At 54.5% G+C, this 16,580-nt stretch carries 12 protein-coding genes and 1 tRNA gene; 5 read left to right on the forward strand and 8 right to left on the reverse strand.

Annotated features, from left to right (window positions below):
* Positions 1-22: 22 nt before the first annotated feature.
* The 3 genes from A7976_RS02335 (at position 23) to A7976_RS15040 (ending at position 4,183) form a co-directional block, all read left to right on the forward strand.
* On the forward strand, positions 23-2,197 hold the full coding sequence (locus A7976_RS02335) for a type I secretion system permease/ATPase (protein ID WP_082877936.1): 2,175 nt from the start codon (positions 23-25) through the stop codon (positions 2,195-2,197).
* Positions 2,181-3,572, forward strand: a complete 1,392-nt coding sequence (locus tag A7976_RS02340; protein WP_205633425.1) for an HlyD family type I secretion periplasmic adaptor subunit — start codon at positions 2,181-2,183, stop codon at positions 3,570-3,572. The genes A7976_RS02335 and A7976_RS02340 overlap by 17 nt, the downstream gene beginning before the upstream one ends.
* Positions 3,573-3,715: 143 nt before the next feature.
* Positions 3,716-4,183, forward strand: a complete 468-nt coding sequence (locus A7976_RS15040; RefSeq protein ID WP_131800984.1) for a hypothetical protein — start codon at positions 3,716-3,718, stop codon at positions 4,181-4,183.
* Between the two features lie 106 nt (positions 4,184-4,289).
* Here A7976_RS15040 and A7976_RS02345 read toward each other — a convergent pair whose 3' ends face one another.
* The 5 genes from A7976_RS02345 to A7976_RS02365 all read right to left on the reverse strand — a co-directional run bounded on the left by A7976_RS02345 (position 4,290) and on the right by A7976_RS02365 (position 13,284).
* Positions 4,290-6,248, reverse strand: a complete 1,959-nt coding sequence (locus A7976_RS02345) for an EAL domain-containing protein (protein ID WP_067106351.1) — start codon at positions 6,246-6,248, stop codon at positions 4,290-4,292.
* Between the two features lie 12 nt (positions 6,249-6,260).
* The gene (locus tag A7976_RS02350; RefSeq protein WP_240483788.1) at positions 6,261-6,956 is read right to left on the reverse strand and encodes a transglutaminase-like cysteine peptidase; all 696 of its coding nucleotides are present in this window, start codon (positions 6,954-6,956) and stop codon (positions 6,261-6,263) included.
* A gap of 93 nt (positions 6,957-7,049) precedes the next feature.
* Positions 7,050-8,468 carry a TolC family outer membrane protein gene (locus A7976_RS02355; protein WP_067106355.1) on the reverse strand — a complete coding sequence of 473 codons (1,419 nt, stop codon included), beginning with the start codon at positions 8,466-8,468 and terminating at the stop codon, positions 7,050-7,052.
* 636 nt (positions 8,469-9,104) lie between these two features.
* Positions 9,105-12,518, reverse strand: coding sequence for a retention module-containing protein (locus A7976_RS02360; RefSeq protein WP_067106357.1), 3,414 nt, complete (start codon positions 12,516-12,518; stop codon positions 9,105-9,107).
* 121 nt (positions 12,519-12,639) lie between these two features.
* Positions 12,640-13,284, reverse strand: a complete 645-nt coding sequence (locus A7976_RS02365) for a response regulator transcription factor (protein WP_067106358.1) — start codon at positions 13,282-13,284, stop codon at positions 12,640-12,642.
* Positions 13,285-13,579: 295 nt separating this feature from the next.
* Between A7976_RS02365 and A7976_RS15125 the strand changes: the two genes are divergently transcribed.
* Positions 13,580-13,723: a hypothetical protein gene (locus tag A7976_RS15125; RefSeq protein WP_165601710.1), complete on the forward strand. Its 144-nt coding sequence runs from the start codon at positions 13,580-13,582 to the stop codon at positions 13,721-13,723.
* Positions 13,724-13,881: 158 nt separating this feature from the next.
* Here A7976_RS15125 and A7976_RS02375 read toward each other — a convergent pair whose 3' ends face one another.
* Together A7976_RS02375 and A7976_RS02380 are read right to left on the reverse strand one after the other, a co-directional pair.
* Positions 13,882-15,447 carry an HDOD domain-containing protein gene (locus tag A7976_RS02375; protein ID WP_067106360.1) on the reverse strand — a complete coding sequence of 522 codons (1,566 nt, stop codon included), beginning with the start codon at positions 15,445-15,447 and terminating at the stop codon, positions 13,882-13,884.
* Complete coding sequence (locus A7976_RS02380; protein WP_067106362.1) at positions 15,444-15,980, reverse strand: peroxiredoxin; 537 nt, start codon at positions 15,978-15,980, stop codon at positions 15,444-15,446. Before A7976_RS02380 ends, A7976_RS02375 begins: the two co-directional genes overlap by 4 nt.
* 60 nt (positions 15,981-16,040) lie before the next feature.
* Here A7976_RS02380 and A7976_RS02385 point away from each other — a divergent pair.
* Positions 16,041-16,116: transfer RNA gene (locus A7976_RS02385), tRNA-Arg, on the forward strand.
* Positions 16,117-16,126: 10 nt separating this feature from the next.
* Here A7976_RS02385 and A7976_RS02390 read toward each other — a convergent pair.
* Positions 16,127-16,558 (reverse strand): hypothetical protein, encoded by a 432-nt coding sequence (locus A7976_RS02390; RefSeq protein ID WP_067106366.1) that lies wholly within the window; start codon positions 16,556-16,558, stop codon positions 16,127-16,129.
* Positions 16,559-16,580 lie beyond the last annotated feature (22 nt).

Consider the following 16,580-nt stretch of genomic DNA (forward strand, 5'->3'; position numbering starts at 1 on the left):
ACATGCGCTCACGAGGATCGATATGACCGCCACCGCAGGCACGACTACGCAACAGGCTTGGGATATTCCCAAGGAAGCATTGCTTCCCGACGATCCCCTGGCAAACTGCCTGGTGCTGCTCACCCGCATGCAGCACCGCCCCTTTTCCCTGCAATCCCTGACGGCCGGACTGCCGCTGGTTTCCTCGCGACTGACCCCGGAATTATTCGTACGCGCTGCCGCCCGGGCGGACATCAGCGCCCAGATCATCAAGCGCAAGCTGGACACCATCAGCAACCTGACCCTGCCGACCGTACTGCTGCTGCAAGACGGCCAGGCCTGCATCCTGCTTGAAAAGCAAGACGGAACAGCCAAGGTCGTTTTCCCGGAAGCCGGTGCCGGCGAAGCCAGCATCGCGCTGAAAGACCTCGAAGAACGCTATACCGGTTTCGCCATTTTCGTGAAGCCGGCCTTCCGCTTCGACAAACGCGCTGAAACGAGCTTCATCCCCAAGCCCAAGCACTGGTTCTGGGGTACCGTCAAAATGTCGTGGCCGATCTACAGCGAGGTGCTGGTTGCTTCCTTGCTGATCAACCTGTTCGCCCTTGTAATGCCGCTGTTCATCATGAACGTATACGACCGCGTCGTACCGAACAACACCATCGAGACCCTGTGGGTGCTGGCTATCGGCGTCGGCGTGGTATATATCTTCGATTTCATCATGCGCGGCCTGCGCGGCTATTTCATCGATATCGCCGGCAAGAAGATCGATGTCATCCTGTCGTCGAATATTTTCGAGAAGGTGATGGGCATCCGCATGGAAGCGCGTCCGCCCTCTGTCGGCGCGTTCGCCAGTAGTCTGCAGGAATTCGAATCCTTCCGCGAATTCATCACCTCGGCCACCATCACCACGCTGGTCGACCTGCCCTTTCTGATCCTGTTCCTGGTACTGATCTGGTGGATAGGCGGCATGGCGGCGATTCCGGCCATCGTCGCGGTGCCGCTGATCCTGCTGTCGTCCTTCCTGCTGCAAAAACCGCTGGCGGCCGTGATCGCCGAAACCTTCCGCACGTCTTCGCAGCGTCAATCGACCCTGATCGAAAGTCTGACCGGGCTGGAAACCCTTAAGGCTATCGGCGCCGAAGGCCCGATGCAACGCCGCTGGGAGCAACTGATCGGCCACCTCGGCAAGCTCAGCCTCAAGGCACGCCTGCTGTCGGCCGCCAACGTCAATACCGCCACTTTCCTGCAACAGATGGCAAGCGTCGGCGTCGTCATCGTTGGCGTTTACCTGATTTCAGAGCGCGAATTGTCGGTCGGCGCATTGGTGGCCTGCACCATGCTGACCGGTCGCGCGCTGGCGCCGCTATCGCAAGTGGCCGGCCTGATCACGCGCTATCACCACGCCCGTGCCGCGCTGGACGGCATCAATCGCATGATGGCCCTGCCGGTGGAACGAGAACAGGGCAAGAGCTTCGTGCATCGTCCCAACTTCAAGGGCACCATCGAATTCAAGGATGTTTCCTTCAATTACCCCGAGCAACCTGTCGCCGCACTGCAGAACATTTCGTTCCGTATCGCCGCCGGTGAGCGGGTCGGCGTTATCGGCCGCATCGGCTCCGGCAAGACCACCATCGAAAAGCTCATCATGGGCCTCTACCAACCGACCGCAGGGTCGGTATGGATCGACGGCGTGGACTTGCAGCAGATCGATCCCGCCGATCTGCGCCGCAATATCGCCTATGTGCCGCAAGACCCGATGCTGTTCTATGGCACGGTGCGCAACAACATCGTGTTCGGCGCACCGTACGTGGATGATCGGGCGATGCTGAACGCCGCTGAAATCGCCGGCGTCAGCGAATTCGTCAACCGCCACCCCCTCGGCTTCGACATGCCGGTGGGCGAGCGCGGCGAAGGCCTTTCGGGCGGTCAGCGGCAATCGATTGCCGTGGCGCGCGCAATGTTGCTCGACCCGGTGATGCTTGTGCTGGATGAGCCCAGCAACTCTCTCGACAACCGCTCCGAAGAAAACCTCAAGGCCAGGCTAGGCCAGCATATTGACGGCAAGACGCTGTTGCTGGTCACGCACCGCGCCTCCATGCTGACGCTGGTCAACCGGCTGATCGTCGTCGATGGCGGCCGCATCATCGCGGATGGCCCGAAAGAACAGGTACTGGAAGCGCTTTCTGGAGGCAAACTGCATGTTGCAAAAAATTAAAACGATAGCAAAAGAGCAAGTTCTGTCTGAAAAATCGGCATCCGCGGGTGGGGTTTCGAGCACCGATATCGAGCTGATGCAGGACAGCACCGCGGCCCTGTTCCAGGAGACGCCCCGCTTCGGCTCCTACATCCTGTATGGCTTCATCGCCTTCATCGCGATCTTCTTCGTCTGGGCCTTTTTTGCCAAGATCGATGAAGTCACCGTGGGTGAAGGCAAGGTTATCCCTTCCAGCCAGGTGCAGGTCATCCAGAACATGGAAGGCGGCATCATCTCCAGCATTCCGGTCAAGGTCGGCGACATGGTGCGCAAGGGCGACATCATCGTACGCCTGGATGAAACGCGCTTCTCGTCATCGCTGGGCGAGACCAAGGCCAAGCGCGATGCATTGCTCGCCAAGGTGGCTCGCCTGAACGCCGAAGCCTCCGGGCGGCCATTGCAATTGCCTTCCGAACTGCTCAAATCCAATCCGCAAGTGGCCGAAGACGAGCGCCAGCTCTATGTTTCGCGCATGCGTGAAATGGAAACGTCCATCAGCGTGCTCAAGCAGCAAGCCAGCCAGCGCCGGCAGGAACTCCAGGAAACCCAGGCCAAGCTGAAGCAGCTGGATCAAAGTTACAGTCTGATCGACAAGGAACTCAAGATCAGCCGCCCGCTGGCTCAACAGGGCGTCATGTCCGAAGTGGAAATCCTCCGCCTCGAACGCCAGCTGAGCGACCTCAAAGGCGACATGGATTCAACCCGCCTGTCGGTTCCGCGCCTGGAACAAGCCGCCGTCGAAGCCAGCACCAAAGTGGACGCGGCATGGGCGAAGTTCCGCTCCGAATCCGCCTCCGAAGCCAGCGTCGCCAGCGCCGAACTGGCCGGAACCAGCGCCAGCAACGTCGCCGCTGAAGACCGGCTGGCCCGAACCTCCGTCCGCTCTCCGGTCACCGGCATCGTCAAGCAGATCAAGGTCAACACGCTGGGCGGCGTACTGCAACCCGGTATGGAAATCATGGAAGTGGTGCCGATGGAGGATACATTCCTTATCGAAACCAAGGTACGCCCCTCGGATGTCGGTTTCATTCACCCCGGCCAGGATGCAATGGTCAAGCTGACCGCCTATGACTTCTCGATTTATGGCGGGATGGAAGCCAACGTAGAAAGCATTAGCGCAGACACCATCACCGAGGACAAGAACGGCAAAAGCGAGAGCTACTACCTCGTACAAGTTCGCACCAGGAGCGGCACTTTCACCGGTACGCACAAGAAGCTGCCGATCATCCCCGGCATGATCTCGACCGTGCATATCAAGACCGGCAAGAAAACGGTGTTGCAATACCTGATGAAACCGGTGCTGAAGGCGAAGTACGACGCGTTGCGGGAGCGGTAAGAGGCACTTGGGAGGCAATAATATGCAACTAAATTGCCTGACTTGGAACGCAGCTGTCAGATATATCTGATTCTCTGTAGGAGCAAGAACCAGCCAAGATGTCTAGCGCCTAACCATTATGTTCAACGCGCTCGTAATACATTATGTGCGACGGTATCGAAATTGAAGGCAAAAAGATTATCTTCGGCGAAGGCCGCGACCTTTTGCCGATCACCCATGCTGATGAGGAAGTCAATTGGGTCATCTGGGGAGAACGCCGCGAAGGGGATTGTTATCCTCATGGAGGCTGGGTCCATCCAGGCGATTTGAAGTCCAGCTCCTGGAGACCATGGCGCCCCAAAGAGGTCGTGATTCCCGCAGATCGTTTCATGGTGCGGAATGATCGCGGAAAGGCAGAATGGTTTCCGCTTGAGCCCGGGATGGGAATACGAGGCATGATGGCCTGCCGGGAATTGGAATGTCGGCTTTACATTGTGACGACTACTCCCCCGGAACAGTATGGCTGGGCACGCCGTTGGCCTGATGTCGTCACAACGTTGCCTAACCAGGTCAGCGCTATCGAATCAAAAAGGCCATCGCAATATGAGCACCCTGATTTGCTCCATGCTTGAGTAGCCTTGCCTTTCCTTTTAGCAGGCGCGTCTGAAAGATGGCGCCCGATCAATAAAGAAAAGCCGGCATTGCCGGCTTTTCGCTTGCCTGGATGATAAGCCGGAATTACCGTGCCTCCGGCCTCCCCACTCCATACCCTTGCACGCCATCCAGCCCCAGACTGCTCAACAGATTCAACTCTTCCTGCGTTTCCACCGAAACCGCAAACACCTTGATCTCCAAGCCGTGGGCTACCTTGATCACGGACTCGATAAAGAACTGGTTGTCCTTGTTCTCCAGAATGCCGCGCACATAGCTGCCGTCGATCTTGATGTAATCCAGCTTGAGCGTGCTGAGATAGCCAAAGGACGAGAAGCCACGACCAAAGTGATCCAGGCCGACGCCAGTGCCATATGTCGCCACGCGCGCAATGAAGTCGCGCAGCGCATCGACATTTTCGATCATCCCGTATTCGGAAACTTCGATCAGCAGCCTGGAAGCCGCAGCCGGCGCTTGTGCCAATTGGTCACATAACCAACTGACGAATTCGGCATTTTGCAGGCTGGCCGGGAAAAGATTCACGGCCACGGGCGTATCGCCATAGCGTTTTGCAGCAAGGCGCGCCAGCACTTCGACGATCATGGCGCGGTCGAAATCCGTTGCCAGGCGCAGGCGTTTGGCAACCGGAGTGTAGACGACGGCAGGAATGACCGACCCTTGATCGTCGGTGAGACGCATCAGGGATTCGTAATGCAGGATGGTATCCCGAGCGGAGTCGGCAGCGGCCTTCGCTGGCTGAACCAGCAGCGAAATCCGCTTGCTGGCGAGCGCTTCGCGCAGGATATCGCCCCACTGCGTGGCGGTGCGTATCGGCGTATCGCCGCCGGTCTTGCCTGGGTCAATCAGGTTGACCGCATTCGGGCCCTGCTGCTGGGCCGCGCGTAGCGCCATGTCAGCAGCCGAGAGGACTTCGCCGTAGCTCTGGCCAGTAAAGAGCGCGATACCGATGTGACCGACTTCCTCGTTATCCACCAGTCCGCGCTCCTTGAAGCGCAGCATGGCCTTGGCAAGATTCTGGCCCAGTTCCATGGCTTCCGTGTCGCCGGCATTGGTCAGCACGACAGCGAAATTGGCACCGTTAAGATGGACGGTAAAGTATTCCAGGTGCGAATGCGATTTGCAGATCGCCTCAAGAAATTCGGCAGTGTTCTTCAGCAGTTCGTCGCCCGCTTGGTAACCGCGCTTTTCGTTGTATTGCTTGAAGTCTTTCAACTCAAGCATCAGCAGCGCGCCATGCTTGCCGGTTTCGATCAACTGCTTCAGATTCATTTCAAAGTAACGGCGGTTTGCAAGGCCGGTCAGCGAATCGCGGTAGTTCTCCGACCGCAGGCGCTCGATGGAGGCCGTTTGTTCGTCGAACATTTCCTTGACTCGGGTGCTCATGCGATTCATCGCTTCGACCACGCTGCGCAGTTCCAGCGTCCAGGGAATCTTTTTCTGCACCGGATATTCGCGATCGCAGATCGCACGCGCCTGCATCTCGACATCGCGCAAAGGACGCAGGATGAAATGCAGCGCGATTACGCCCAGCAGCACGGTGACCGTGGACGCAGCGAGGAACCACCAGAAAGATTCGGCGGTATTTGTCCAGAGAGCAACGTAGGCATAGCCAGGGTTGGCCTCCACGCGCACTGTGCCAGCCTGTTGCCAACCGGCCATGATGAGGGCCTCGCCGCGCGGAGTATCCAGCGGTACCGCATCGACAAACCATTGCGGCACGCTGCCCAGCTTGACGTCCTGCTTGCGGGAGACGATGGGCTTGCCTTCGACGTCGCTGACCACCACCTCGCGGTAGTAGCCGCTGTCCGACACCGCACTCACCATGCGATCCACCACAGCCATATCATTCTCTGCCATCGGCGGCGTAAGCGTCAGGCCAAGCGAAGTCGCGGTATCCTGCGAAATCGTGCGCAACTGATCGTTGAGGTAGTCACGCGTGTTATTGATGCTGAGCAGCAGTGTGCCGACAAAGAGCAGTATGAACAGCGTAACGATTACGATCACCAACTGCCGGAGTAACGTCATTTTATTTCTCCCTTAAAATTCTTTGCCCATGCGCGCCATCATGTCGCGCCAGAGGCTGATCTTGTTGCCGCCGGCCACGCTCTTTCCGGCCCCGCGCGCCTTGGCGAGCCACAGCCCATCACCGTTAAAGCTATAAACCGGAGTCAAATCCGGGCGCTTGTCGGCCGATTTGATCTCGGGGTTGAGATTATCGAGCACCAACGGCATCGCTGCTGGCGTCGAGTAATAAGTCAGCACCATATGCGCTGCGTTTTGCAGCCCATAACCTGTTGCCTTGACATACGTGATCTTGAGCTTGTCAATAGGGACACCTAGCGCCAACAGCGTGAAATATTTGCTGATGGAATAGTCTTCGCAATCACCCCCGCCCGACCCCAGCATTTCGAGTGGCGTCGCCCAGTAATCGACAACCCCGTAATGATCAAGATCGGAAACGAACAGTAGCTGATTGAAGAAGTTGTTCACCAGTTCAAGCTTTTCCTGCTCGCTTTTCTGCTTGTTGTCGGCCATCAGGTCCAACCATGCCGAGAGACGCTTGCGCGCGGGAAGACCGTATTTGGTTTCGGCAGAGGAAAGCTGGTGTTCGGTGAGGATGACTTCGAAACTTGCGCCAAATGTGATCGTCGCGAATGCGATCAGTACCGTGAGCGCGACCGTGCGGCAAATTCGCCACGGACGCACGGAACATACCGTAGCGTTATCGAACACCGACAATGAAGCCTCCCCAACAAAAAGGGCAGGAGGTTGCCCCCTGCCCTTTTCGATCATGCCATCAATTTCTTATGCAGACAACGTTTGCACTTACTGGGCAGGCGCTTTTTCCTCCACAGCCGGCATGGGTTCTGCCGGTGCAGCCTCAACGGGAGCTGTTTCGGTTGCCGGTGCGGCGCTGGCAGCAGGAGCACCGTTTGCCATCACCACCCTGGATTCTTCACGCGGAGCTACACCCAGCGACTCAACCAGCTTGCCCATGTCGGCCAGCAAGCGATAGCGAGCGAACATTTCGACGTATTGGCCGTCGATGAAGTTCGAGCGTGCGGTGTAGAGTTCGTTTTCGGAATCCAGCAAGTCGAGCAGCGTACGCTGGCCGATGCTGAACTGCTTGGCGTAAGCGTCGCGCGTCTGTTCGGTAGCGTCGGCGTGCGCCTTCAGCTTGGGCAGGCGATCCGTCGAAGTCAGCAGCGAGTTCCAGGAAAGACGGGTGCTTTCTTCAACCTGGCGACGCGTTTTGTTCATGATTTCGGCCGCTTCCATTTCCTGGATACGGCGCTCGGAGACGCGGGCCTTGTCGGTACCGCCGTGATACAGGTTGTACTTGAAACGCAGCATGGCGTAAGCGTCATTGTTCTTGTAACGTACGCCATCCAGATTGTTGTTCCAGCTGGTGCCGAGTTCCAGATCGACGCGCGGGCGCAGCAACGACTCTGCGGAGCGGGTCTGTGCCTTGGCGGCTTCGATATCGGCAGCGGCAGAATTCAGCAGCGGATGATTATTGACGGCAACACCCAATGCATCATCTTCGGATGCCGGAACGCCATCAGGCAGACCCGGACGGCCCAGGTCGCGAGGCATTTCGCCAACCACGCGCTGGAACTGGATGTTGGCTTCGCGCAGATTGGCTTCGGCGGAAGCCATGTTGGCCTGGGCCAATGCCAGACGGGCTTGCGCCTGTTCAAGGTCCGCCTTGCGACCGACACCGCTGTCGGAGCGCAGCTTGATTTGTTCGAAGACGCGCTCGTGAGCAGCCAGGTTATCCTGGGTCAGGTTACGCAGCTCCTGGCGACGTACGACTTCGAGATACGTTTCCACCGCACGCAGGCCGACTTCTTCAGAAGTACCGGCAACCCTGTGTGCGGCCGATTTCACACGCGCTTCATGACGCTGGACTTCGCTCTTGGTACCGAAGCCGTCATAAATCATTTGAGAAAGAGTCAATGCCGATTCGCGACGCCAAAGGTTATCGCTGCCAGGGCGCGTAGAAGTGTTCTCACTCCATTCAGCGCCGACGCCGGCAGACAAATCGACTTTCGGACGATAACCACCCTTGGCTTGATTCACGGCCTCATCAGTGGAGAGTCGGCGGCTTGCATCAATCAAAACATCAGGATTGGATTTGATAGTTTGGTCGACTGCTTCGCCCAATGTTTGAGCTGACGCCCCTTGGCTCGCGAGCAACACGCCGGCTACCGCGCAGAAAAGGACGGAATGCTTGAATTTCATAATAACCCCTTTTTATTGATCTAAAAGTTATCAGATAACCTAGACTCGAACTCAATTTATTCTAATAACTTTTTCTTTGCAAACAAAAAAGCTTAAGGATATTGCATACGCATAATTTTGCGACACTTGTTGCGAAAAACACACAGTTCTTCATTTCGGGGAGGACTATAACATGCGAGGGAATGATGGTCTCTACCCCAAATGGGGGGTAATTGCAGAGTAAAAATAGACGCTTAACAAGTTTCTATTTTAGAAGGTGATTAATTCGGCTATCTGATCTTAAAACTCCAATCAAACCATTTAAATTTCGATCATTATTTACGCTCACAATGGCATTATTCTCAGTCAAATCGACGTCTCTGCACTATGGATTTTTGCCACATTCACCTTTCGAGCAAAATCGGGAACCTGACTGCCATTCAAAATCCTAGCCTCCGGCATGGATCAGTCGATCCAGCCACGTTCAAATCAAAGATTTGTCACTTTAAAAACCCATTAACCAATCACTTTTAAAGAATGAAAGAAATTAGGTTGTTACTTTCTGTCATGCAAAGAAATTCGCTTCAATAGTCAAAATCTATATGCAAAAAAACAGGCGCCCGAAGGCGCCTGCAATTGGTCAGGAAACAGAACTAATCAAACGTCCGTTTTTATATTTCCATCCGTCAGCAAGTTATTGATGATAGTAGTTGTGGACAACGTGTTGCCTGCAGTGAGATCAACACCTTGCAGCACGACTTGCTGCACGTCTCCACCTGCAGTAGAGCCGTTGGTATCGATAGTGATGGTTGTATTACCATTGTTGTAGTTGAAGGACAGATAACTTCCTAGCGAGTTGGCATCTGCATGCTCACCTTGCAACAGGTCTGCAAGATTTATTACATCGCCGCCAGTACCCTTGGCAAAGTCCGTGATGGTATCCGTACCACTTTCGTTAGCCTTCCAGATGAAAGTATCCACCCCAGCACCGCCAGTCAGAATATCGTCACCAGTACCCCCGGTAAGAATGTCATTGCCTTCGCGACCGAAGATGGTATCGCTACCGCTTCCACCACCCAATGTGTCTCCGTTAGTGCTACCGTAAATCAGATCACCATGCTCGGTGCCGGTAGTCGTCACGGAAGGGCTACCATCGATGTCATTAATGAACGCAGCCTTCAGATAACGTGCTTGCTCATTACCTCCTGTGTTGTCATCGTAGGTCACAATCCATGCGGAGCCAGCCGCCTGCGGATGGCTTGTCAGATAAGTCGCCAGACTGACTGCTGCGCCATTAATCGTAGTTACGATGTTGCTGAAAGATACGTTATCTTGCCAATATCCACCTGCATCGGCATTCGTACCATTCTGGGTCCAGTCATTCACTCCATTATTGGCTTGGATTACCGTAAATACATGTCCATCCACGGTCAAAGTTACATTAACCTGACTCTCGACAGCGTTAGTTAAATTTTTCGAACTACGCACATGGAAATCAGTCGTCAGTTGCAATACGGCCTGAGAGTAATCGCCTTGCGAAGCAATCTCCGAGCTAACGATATAGTTAACGGTTTGGTTACTACCAGAAGTCAGAGGATGACTGCCATCGCCAATCTGAACTGTGTCGGTATGAGCCGCTGTACCTAACAAGGTGTGCAGATTGACAGTACCGGTTACTGAAGCAGTGCCATCGGATACCGAGTACGTGAATACACCGTCATCTGCGCCAGAAATCCCTTGACCGCTCGAGTTATACGTAGCGACACCATCCGGCTTGTAGGTCAACGACTGGAACTGAACCAGGGTCAGCGTCGTTCCCGTAGCCACAGCATGGAAGCCGGTACCATCAACATAGCCAACCGTACCCTTCGCAGGGAGAGTGCCCACGGTAATGGTCAGCGCATCTCCATCCACATCAGTAGGCGCATTTAATGCCAGTGGATAACCATTGCTATAGATTCCCGTCATCTGACCGGTAGCATCTGGCATGAAGACATTCTTAACCGGATCAACCACCGGCGCATCGTTCAACGGGGTCACGTCAATGGTCAGCGTGGAGGTGTCCGTGCCGCCATTGCCATCGGTTACCGTGTAAGTCGCTACCGGAACCGGGCCGTTGTAGTTCACGGCCGGGGTAAAGGTGTAGCTGCCATTGGCGTTAATCACCAGCGTGCCCACACCCGTCATGCTTGCCGTTTGACCTGCGAGGTAAACCGTTGCATCGCCAGCCACCGTGAAGCTCACTACCGTGCCCGTATCGCCATCCACATCGCTGAAGTTGGCCAGAACACCGTTAGTGGAATTCACCACCAACGGGGTATCTTCCGGTGTCGTGTTGGTTTCATTGCCGTCTACCGGCGCATCGTTCAACGGGGTCACGTCAATGGTCAGCGTGGAGGTGTCCGTGCCGCCATTGCCATCGGTTACCGTGTAAGTCGCTACCGGAACCGGGCCGTTGTAGTTCACGGCCGGGGTAAAGGTGTAGCTGCCATTGGCGTTAATCACCAGCGTGCCCACACCCGTCATGCTTGCCGTTTGACCTGCGAGGTAAACCGTTGCATCGCCAGCCACCGTGAAGCTCACTACCGTGCCCGTATCGCCATCCACATCGCTGAAGTTGGCCAGAACACCGTTAGTGGAATTCACCACCAACGGGGTATCTTCCGGTGTCGTGTTGGTTTCATTGCCGTCTACCGGCGCATCGTTTAGAGGGTTGATACCGATAGCAATAGTAGCTGTTGAAGGCGCATTGTAACCATCCGTGATGGTGTAAGTAGCATCAGGAACCGAGCCGTTGTAGTTGGCTTCGGGGATAAAGGTAAGAGCACCAGTGCTTGTGATAGTCAAAGAACCAATACCATCAAGTATGATAGTTCCCCCTGCAACCGCAGTAGCTTCATCTTCGCCTTCGCCCCAGGTGAAAGAAACAACTGTCAGAGTGTCGCCATCCTGATCATTGTCCACTCCACCCGTGCTTTCGCCGTTGCTATCATCAAGAATCACATTGGCATTCAGCGTTCCATCCTCATCGACGAAGTAAGCGTTGTCTACCGCAACTGGAGAAGTATCATCATCCACGATCCAGCCATAGGCCGTATTGGCAGCCGGGTTGATAGTGGCATTATCAGCGCCCGTTAAGACGATCTGGAAGCTTTCTGCTTCAGCCATTGTGTTGCCATTTTCATCAAAATGGTCAGGCACCACGTTGATTACGACAGGCACTTCAGTCGTACCAGCAGGAATAACTACGAAGCCCATGAGAATGCCTGTTACCGGATCAAGTACTTGACCATCATCAGGGAGGTAGTCAGCGCCAGAAGCATTTGGGGCTGTCGCGGTACCAGGGCGAATTTCATAGAAAACCGTAACATCCTGATCGAAAGCCTTGTCCAACCGTAAGATGAAAGTCACTTGATTGAAGGCATCATCACCATCCGTGCCTTCCGGCAAATAAGCATTATTGCCGGAAATAACTGGAATAAAGCCACCTTCATTTCCACCTCCTGGAGGCAACTCAACGACCACGTCAACTTCCACTGTAACCACTGGAGGCACGATGACCGGCACAGTCTCGTCTTCAACCGGCGGCAACTCCGTAAACGTCGTCGATTCCGGTCCTGGAATTCCCAGCGTATTGAAACCGCTGGTCACATTGCCCAGCGTGTTATTGAAATCAACCACAATAAAAGAAGACCCACCTTCGTCACCTGCGCCAGCGCCAGCGGCGGTGGCTTCGGTGACTGCAGTGGGATCTTCACCCCGGGCGATCATCTCTTGAATTTGTTCTGCCGTCAGTTCTTCACCCTGCGCAACTGCGTTGGCGGGGTTGAATACGTCAGTGTCGAGTACGATTTGGGAAGAGGAAGGAAGGTCGAGGTGCGAGCCGTCAATGAAGTCGATCAGGACCAGCGCGCCTACTGCTGTCATGATGGTTTCGTTGGGATAGACCTTGTCGCCAGCTTGCAGGATGCGTTCGACGCCGCTGGCATCGACAGCCTTAACCTCACCGACTACGGTTTTGACGGTACCGATGGATTCTACCTTGGTACCTGCATTCACTTGTTCAGCCATTTTGTTCCCCTTCCAAATAAGGATTTATTAGGATTACTGATGGGGTTGACTATAGGCGTCCGAAACAAGCATTCCTATCGTACCTTGGTACACCTGTACCTTGGTACTAGATGAGGCACAGCTATGACTGGCTTGTTTTGCTGACAAACAAGGCCAATTGCAGGCGGTCGCGAACATTGAGCTTTTGAAAAACGGTAGTGAGATGTGCTTTTACGGTTCGGTCCGTAATATTGAGCTTGCGGGCAATGATCTTGTTGCTATCGCCGGCGGCCACCATTTTTGCTATCTCGCGCTCACGCTGTGTCAGGTTCGATAATACTTCCGACGATGGAGGCTGAACCGCTGGCGGGCTCACTTTTTCACTGCGCTGGCGCAATCGCTGGAGCAGCTGGGGCAATGCGGCGTTGGATATCCATACGCCCCCCTCTTCCACGATAGCCAATATGCGACGCACTTGTTCTTCATCAAGTAAAGGACTGCAGCAACCCATTGCCCCGGATGCGAGCGAAGCGAGTTCTTTTTGAGGGGGAAAAAGGCCGACCAATAATACTTTGAAGGCGGGATTCAGCTGTTTCAGGCGTTTGATGCTCGTCTCGCCTTCATAGCCAGGTGCATTGGCATCGATTACTACCAGGCCTGAACCAGCATCCGAAATGCGCGGCAATACTTCGGTAAAGGTAACGAGCCATTCGAGTTCGCCGCGCTCACGCAATGGCGTCTGAAATTGCAAAACTGTCTCGTGATTTCCGCTTACCAGAAAATTCATTGTTTCCCCGAGCTGACGACTTGCAAGCAAGCTTCTCAATATGCTCGCGCTATCATTATAATGAGGTTTATTCTTGTCGAGGGCAGCCGCAATGCCGTATGTTCAGAGAAATGCTTCCGGTCATATCAGTGCCATTTTTCAGAATCCGGAGGCCAACGCAGAGGAGTTCCTGCCGAGCGACCATCCTGATATCCAATTTTTTCTTGGGGGCATTGTGCCACAAAAAAGAAAAAATACAGCGACCTCAGAACTATCCGAAACCGATCTAAGTCTGATTCGGGTAATCGAGGACATTGTGGATACGCTGATCGACAAGAACGTGCTGATGTTCACCGACCTGCCTTTGCATGCGCGTGAAAAAATCCTGCAACGCAAGAATACGCGTAAGAAAATCTCCACGCCGCTGGATATCATTGAAGACGACGACAAGATTTTCTAGAAGACTGCTCCCTGAGCTTCAGGGTTGAATCACCCTTTTCCTGCCACTGCCCATCACAGAATTCCGGGGATGCAGCCCTCGCCTGCCGGCGAGGGAATCGGAAGAGCAACCTACTACTGAGCCCATATGGCTCTTCGCCCTCACAACGCAACGGAAGCTTATTGTTTTTGTTTGATGGCAAGCACAGCCTGGTTGCGCAGTGTGCGTAGCAGGCTGAGCTGGCGTTGAGAAACTTGCAGGCTGTTGGCCGCTTCCATGTCGGCATAGAACAAGCCGATCGCCTTGCCGTTGATCATCACCGGTAGCAGCAGAAAACATTGCGCCGGAACTGCACCTCGGTACCAGGCCGGAATCTTGGAGGTGATATTGTCTGCGGCAACATCCTCGATCACGATGTCCACGCCTTTTTCCATCGAAACATGAAAAACGTCTGGCTCGAATGAAATGGGAAATTGCAACTTCGGCAACAAGCGGTCGATCTCGGCACCAAAGCCGAAACGCGCGCGCATCGTATTGGTTTTCCCGTCGCGCACGAAGATCAGCACACGATTGAAACGCATACCGCGGTACATGGTTTCAAGTACCATTTGCAGGATATCGTTCAAATTGAATTCAACCACCAGCGTGTTAGTGACATCCTGAATCCCGGCAGACAGGATGGCTTCCGGATCCATCCTGGCGGATTCGGTATCGCTTGCAGCCTCTACTGCCGTGTCCAGCGGGGTAATGCCCAGCATGCCGTCGTCCTTTGTTGAGGGGGCGGCGTCCTCAACATGCCCGTTCCATTGCGAAATGGTTTTGAGCAATGGGCTATGAGCCGTCGGCAGGTTGAGAATTCCGGCGCGCACCGATATTTCTTCCAGACCTTCATTCAGAGCCTTGCTCAGTTGTTTCTCGTCGATGGCAACAGCAGTTGAATAGCGTGTAATCAGCTGCTTGAGCGCCTTGTCTTTATCCGTTGTGGAAGACGTGGCCGCAATTTTGCACAACTCATTGGCGAGATTGCTGGTGACATTAAGGCTATCCAGTTCACTGTATGGCTTTTTGATGCGTTCGTTCGCCAGACTTTGCATGCCGACCAGCAGCCGATCCGGGAAATTCCAGCTCTTGGCGATTTCCTGCCCCAAGTCATTAAACGAGATGCCTAATACCTGGTGTGCCGCTTTGTTCTCATTGAGATCTTGCGAGACGAGTTGCGCGATCTCCTGACACTCTTCATAAAAGTAAAAGGTAGCCAAAAGCTTCCCCAGGTTCTGAAACATCGCGCATATCATTGCCTCCTCCGAATCGCGCACATTGCGTCCGGCAGAGAGTTTGGATGCGACCAGCCCGGCAAAAAAAGACGCGATGACTTCGTCCTTGAGCGATGCCGCCTGCGATTTGTTCTGAAGGAATTCGAGCAGGATCAATGTCATCGCCACATTGCGCACAGTCTCGAAGCCGAGAATCACCACCGCCTTCGAAATCGTATTGATCTTGCCGCCGAATTGTCCGTACGAAACGGTATTGACCAGCTTGAGCAGACGGTTAGTCAACGCCACATCCTGAAGGATGGTTTTGGTCAGGCGACTTGTACTTTCTGATTCCGAAGCAACAATCTTGTTGATTTCGCTGATCGTACTTGAAAGAGCGGGGAATTCATTGTCACTGCCGCCGTGTAAAAGAAATTGCAGCGCGCTTTTTTCGGAGGCGGCCCGGGATGTTTGTGCGGATGTCGTATTCATGGCTGCCTGGTTAATTGCTTCAGGTCGTCGATAATCTCCTGCGAGTGACGCGAAGTATCGACGCTAAGGTAGGTTTTTGCGATATTGCCGTGCGGGTCGATAAGAAAGGTATAGCGTTTGGCAAACTTGATCAGGCCGAGGTTGGTAAGTGCACCGTAACGTTCCGCCAGTTTTCCATCGCTATCGACTAGCAATGGAAAGGGAAGGTGATATTTTTTCGCGAATTTGGCGTGCGAGTCGGTGTCGTCCACGCTGGCGCCTAGGACCTTGGCACCCAGTTTCTCTAATTGGAACAGATCATCGCGGAAACTGCATGCCTCTTTGGTGCAGCCGGGCGTGTCATTCTTGGGATAAAAATAGAGCACAACCCATTTTCCGGAATAGTCTTCCAGCTTGTGCAGTTTTCCGTTCTGATCGGGCAGGCTGAAGGGCGGTGCGGGCTGACCGACCTTGGGAAGTTCACCGGCAAGGGCGCCGCCGAGCGAAATCAGGCAGGCGAATGTGCTGGCAACAAGCAATTTCAAGCTTTTCATGGGAGGCCTCCGTCGCCGCATTTCTTCAATAGTCCCATTTTAAGCTAAAATTACGGTCACGCCCCCGTAGCTCAGTGGATAGAGCATCCCCCTCCTAAGGGGAGGGTCACACGTTCGATTCGTGTCGGGGGCGCCAGTCTCGGTAATTAAACTTGTGCTTCAGTATCGCCAGCTTCTGTTGCTCCGACATCTACGATAGCTGGATCCGTTGCATTCTCACTACTTTCTTCGGCGCCAGGGGCGATGACTTCGGGCTCAGTGTCGGCGGGGTCGCCAGAAGTTCTGGCAAGCAGGTTGCCCTGGAGCACTTCCAGCGCATGTTGCAACCCCGTCGCATCCGGATTTTTTGTTGCATTCGACTGCAGGCGCTCAATGGCGCGTTCCAGTCCGGTGGCATGTCCGGCATTTTGCGCGGAGCTATCCGAGGCTTGCGGCAAATTCTCGCCGCTGGGAGTGACTTTTTTGCCGTTGTCGGCGGCAGTAGCATCCGTGGACAAGGAAAATTCTTTCCTGACTTCCTGCGCGCGTGCTGCCATATGCTGCAATCCCAAGGCGCTGGGCCCGCGATTGATATTCATGATGCGTTCTCCTGATGAATGA

Source organism: Methylobacillus sp. MM3 (genome assembly GCF_001645185.1).
Taxonomy (GTDB): Bacteria; Pseudomonadota; Gammaproteobacteria; order Burkholderiales; family Methylophilaceae; genus MM2.

Bases quoted from the DNA above. Each gene is read 5' to 3' on its own strand.
- A7976_RS02335 (WP_082877936.1), top strand. From the start codon at position 23: ATGACCGCCACCGCAGGCACGACTACGCAACAGGCTTGGGATATTCCC.
- A7976_RS02360 (WP_067106357.1), bottom strand. From the start codon at position 12,518: ATGGCTGAACAAGTGAATGCAGGTACCAAGGTAGAATCCATCGGTACC.
- A7976_RS02365 (WP_067106358.1), bottom strand. From the start codon at position 13,284: ATGAATTTTCTGGTAAGCGGAAATCACGAGACAGTTTTGCAATTTCAG.
- A7976_RS02340 (WP_205633425.1), top strand. From the start codon at position 2,181: ATGTTGCAAAAAATTAAAACGATAGCAAAAGAGCAAGTTCTGTCTGAA.
- A7976_RS15040 (WP_131800984.1), top strand. From the start codon at position 3,716: ATGTGCGACGGTATCGAAATTGAAGGCAAAAAGATTATCTTCGGCGAA.
- A7976_RS02355 (WP_067106355.1), bottom strand. From the start codon at position 8,468: ATGAAATTCAAGCATTCCGTCCTTTTCTGCGCGGTAGCCGGCGTGTTG.
- A7976_RS02375 (WP_067106360.1), bottom strand. From the start codon at position 15,447: ATGAATACGACATCCGCACAAACATCCCGGGCCGCCTCCGAAAAAAGC.
- A7976_RS02380 (WP_067106362.1), bottom strand. From the start codon at position 15,980: ATGAAAAGCTTGAAATTGCTTGTTGCCAGCACATTCGCCTGCCTGATT.
- A7976_RS02390 (WP_067106366.1), bottom strand. From the start codon at position 16,558: ATGAATATCAATCGCGGGCCCAGCGCCTTGGGATTGCAGCATATGGCA.
- A7976_RS02345 (WP_067106351.1), bottom strand. From the start codon at position 6,248: ATGACGTTACTCCGGCAGTTGGTGATCGTAATCGTTACGCTGTTCATA.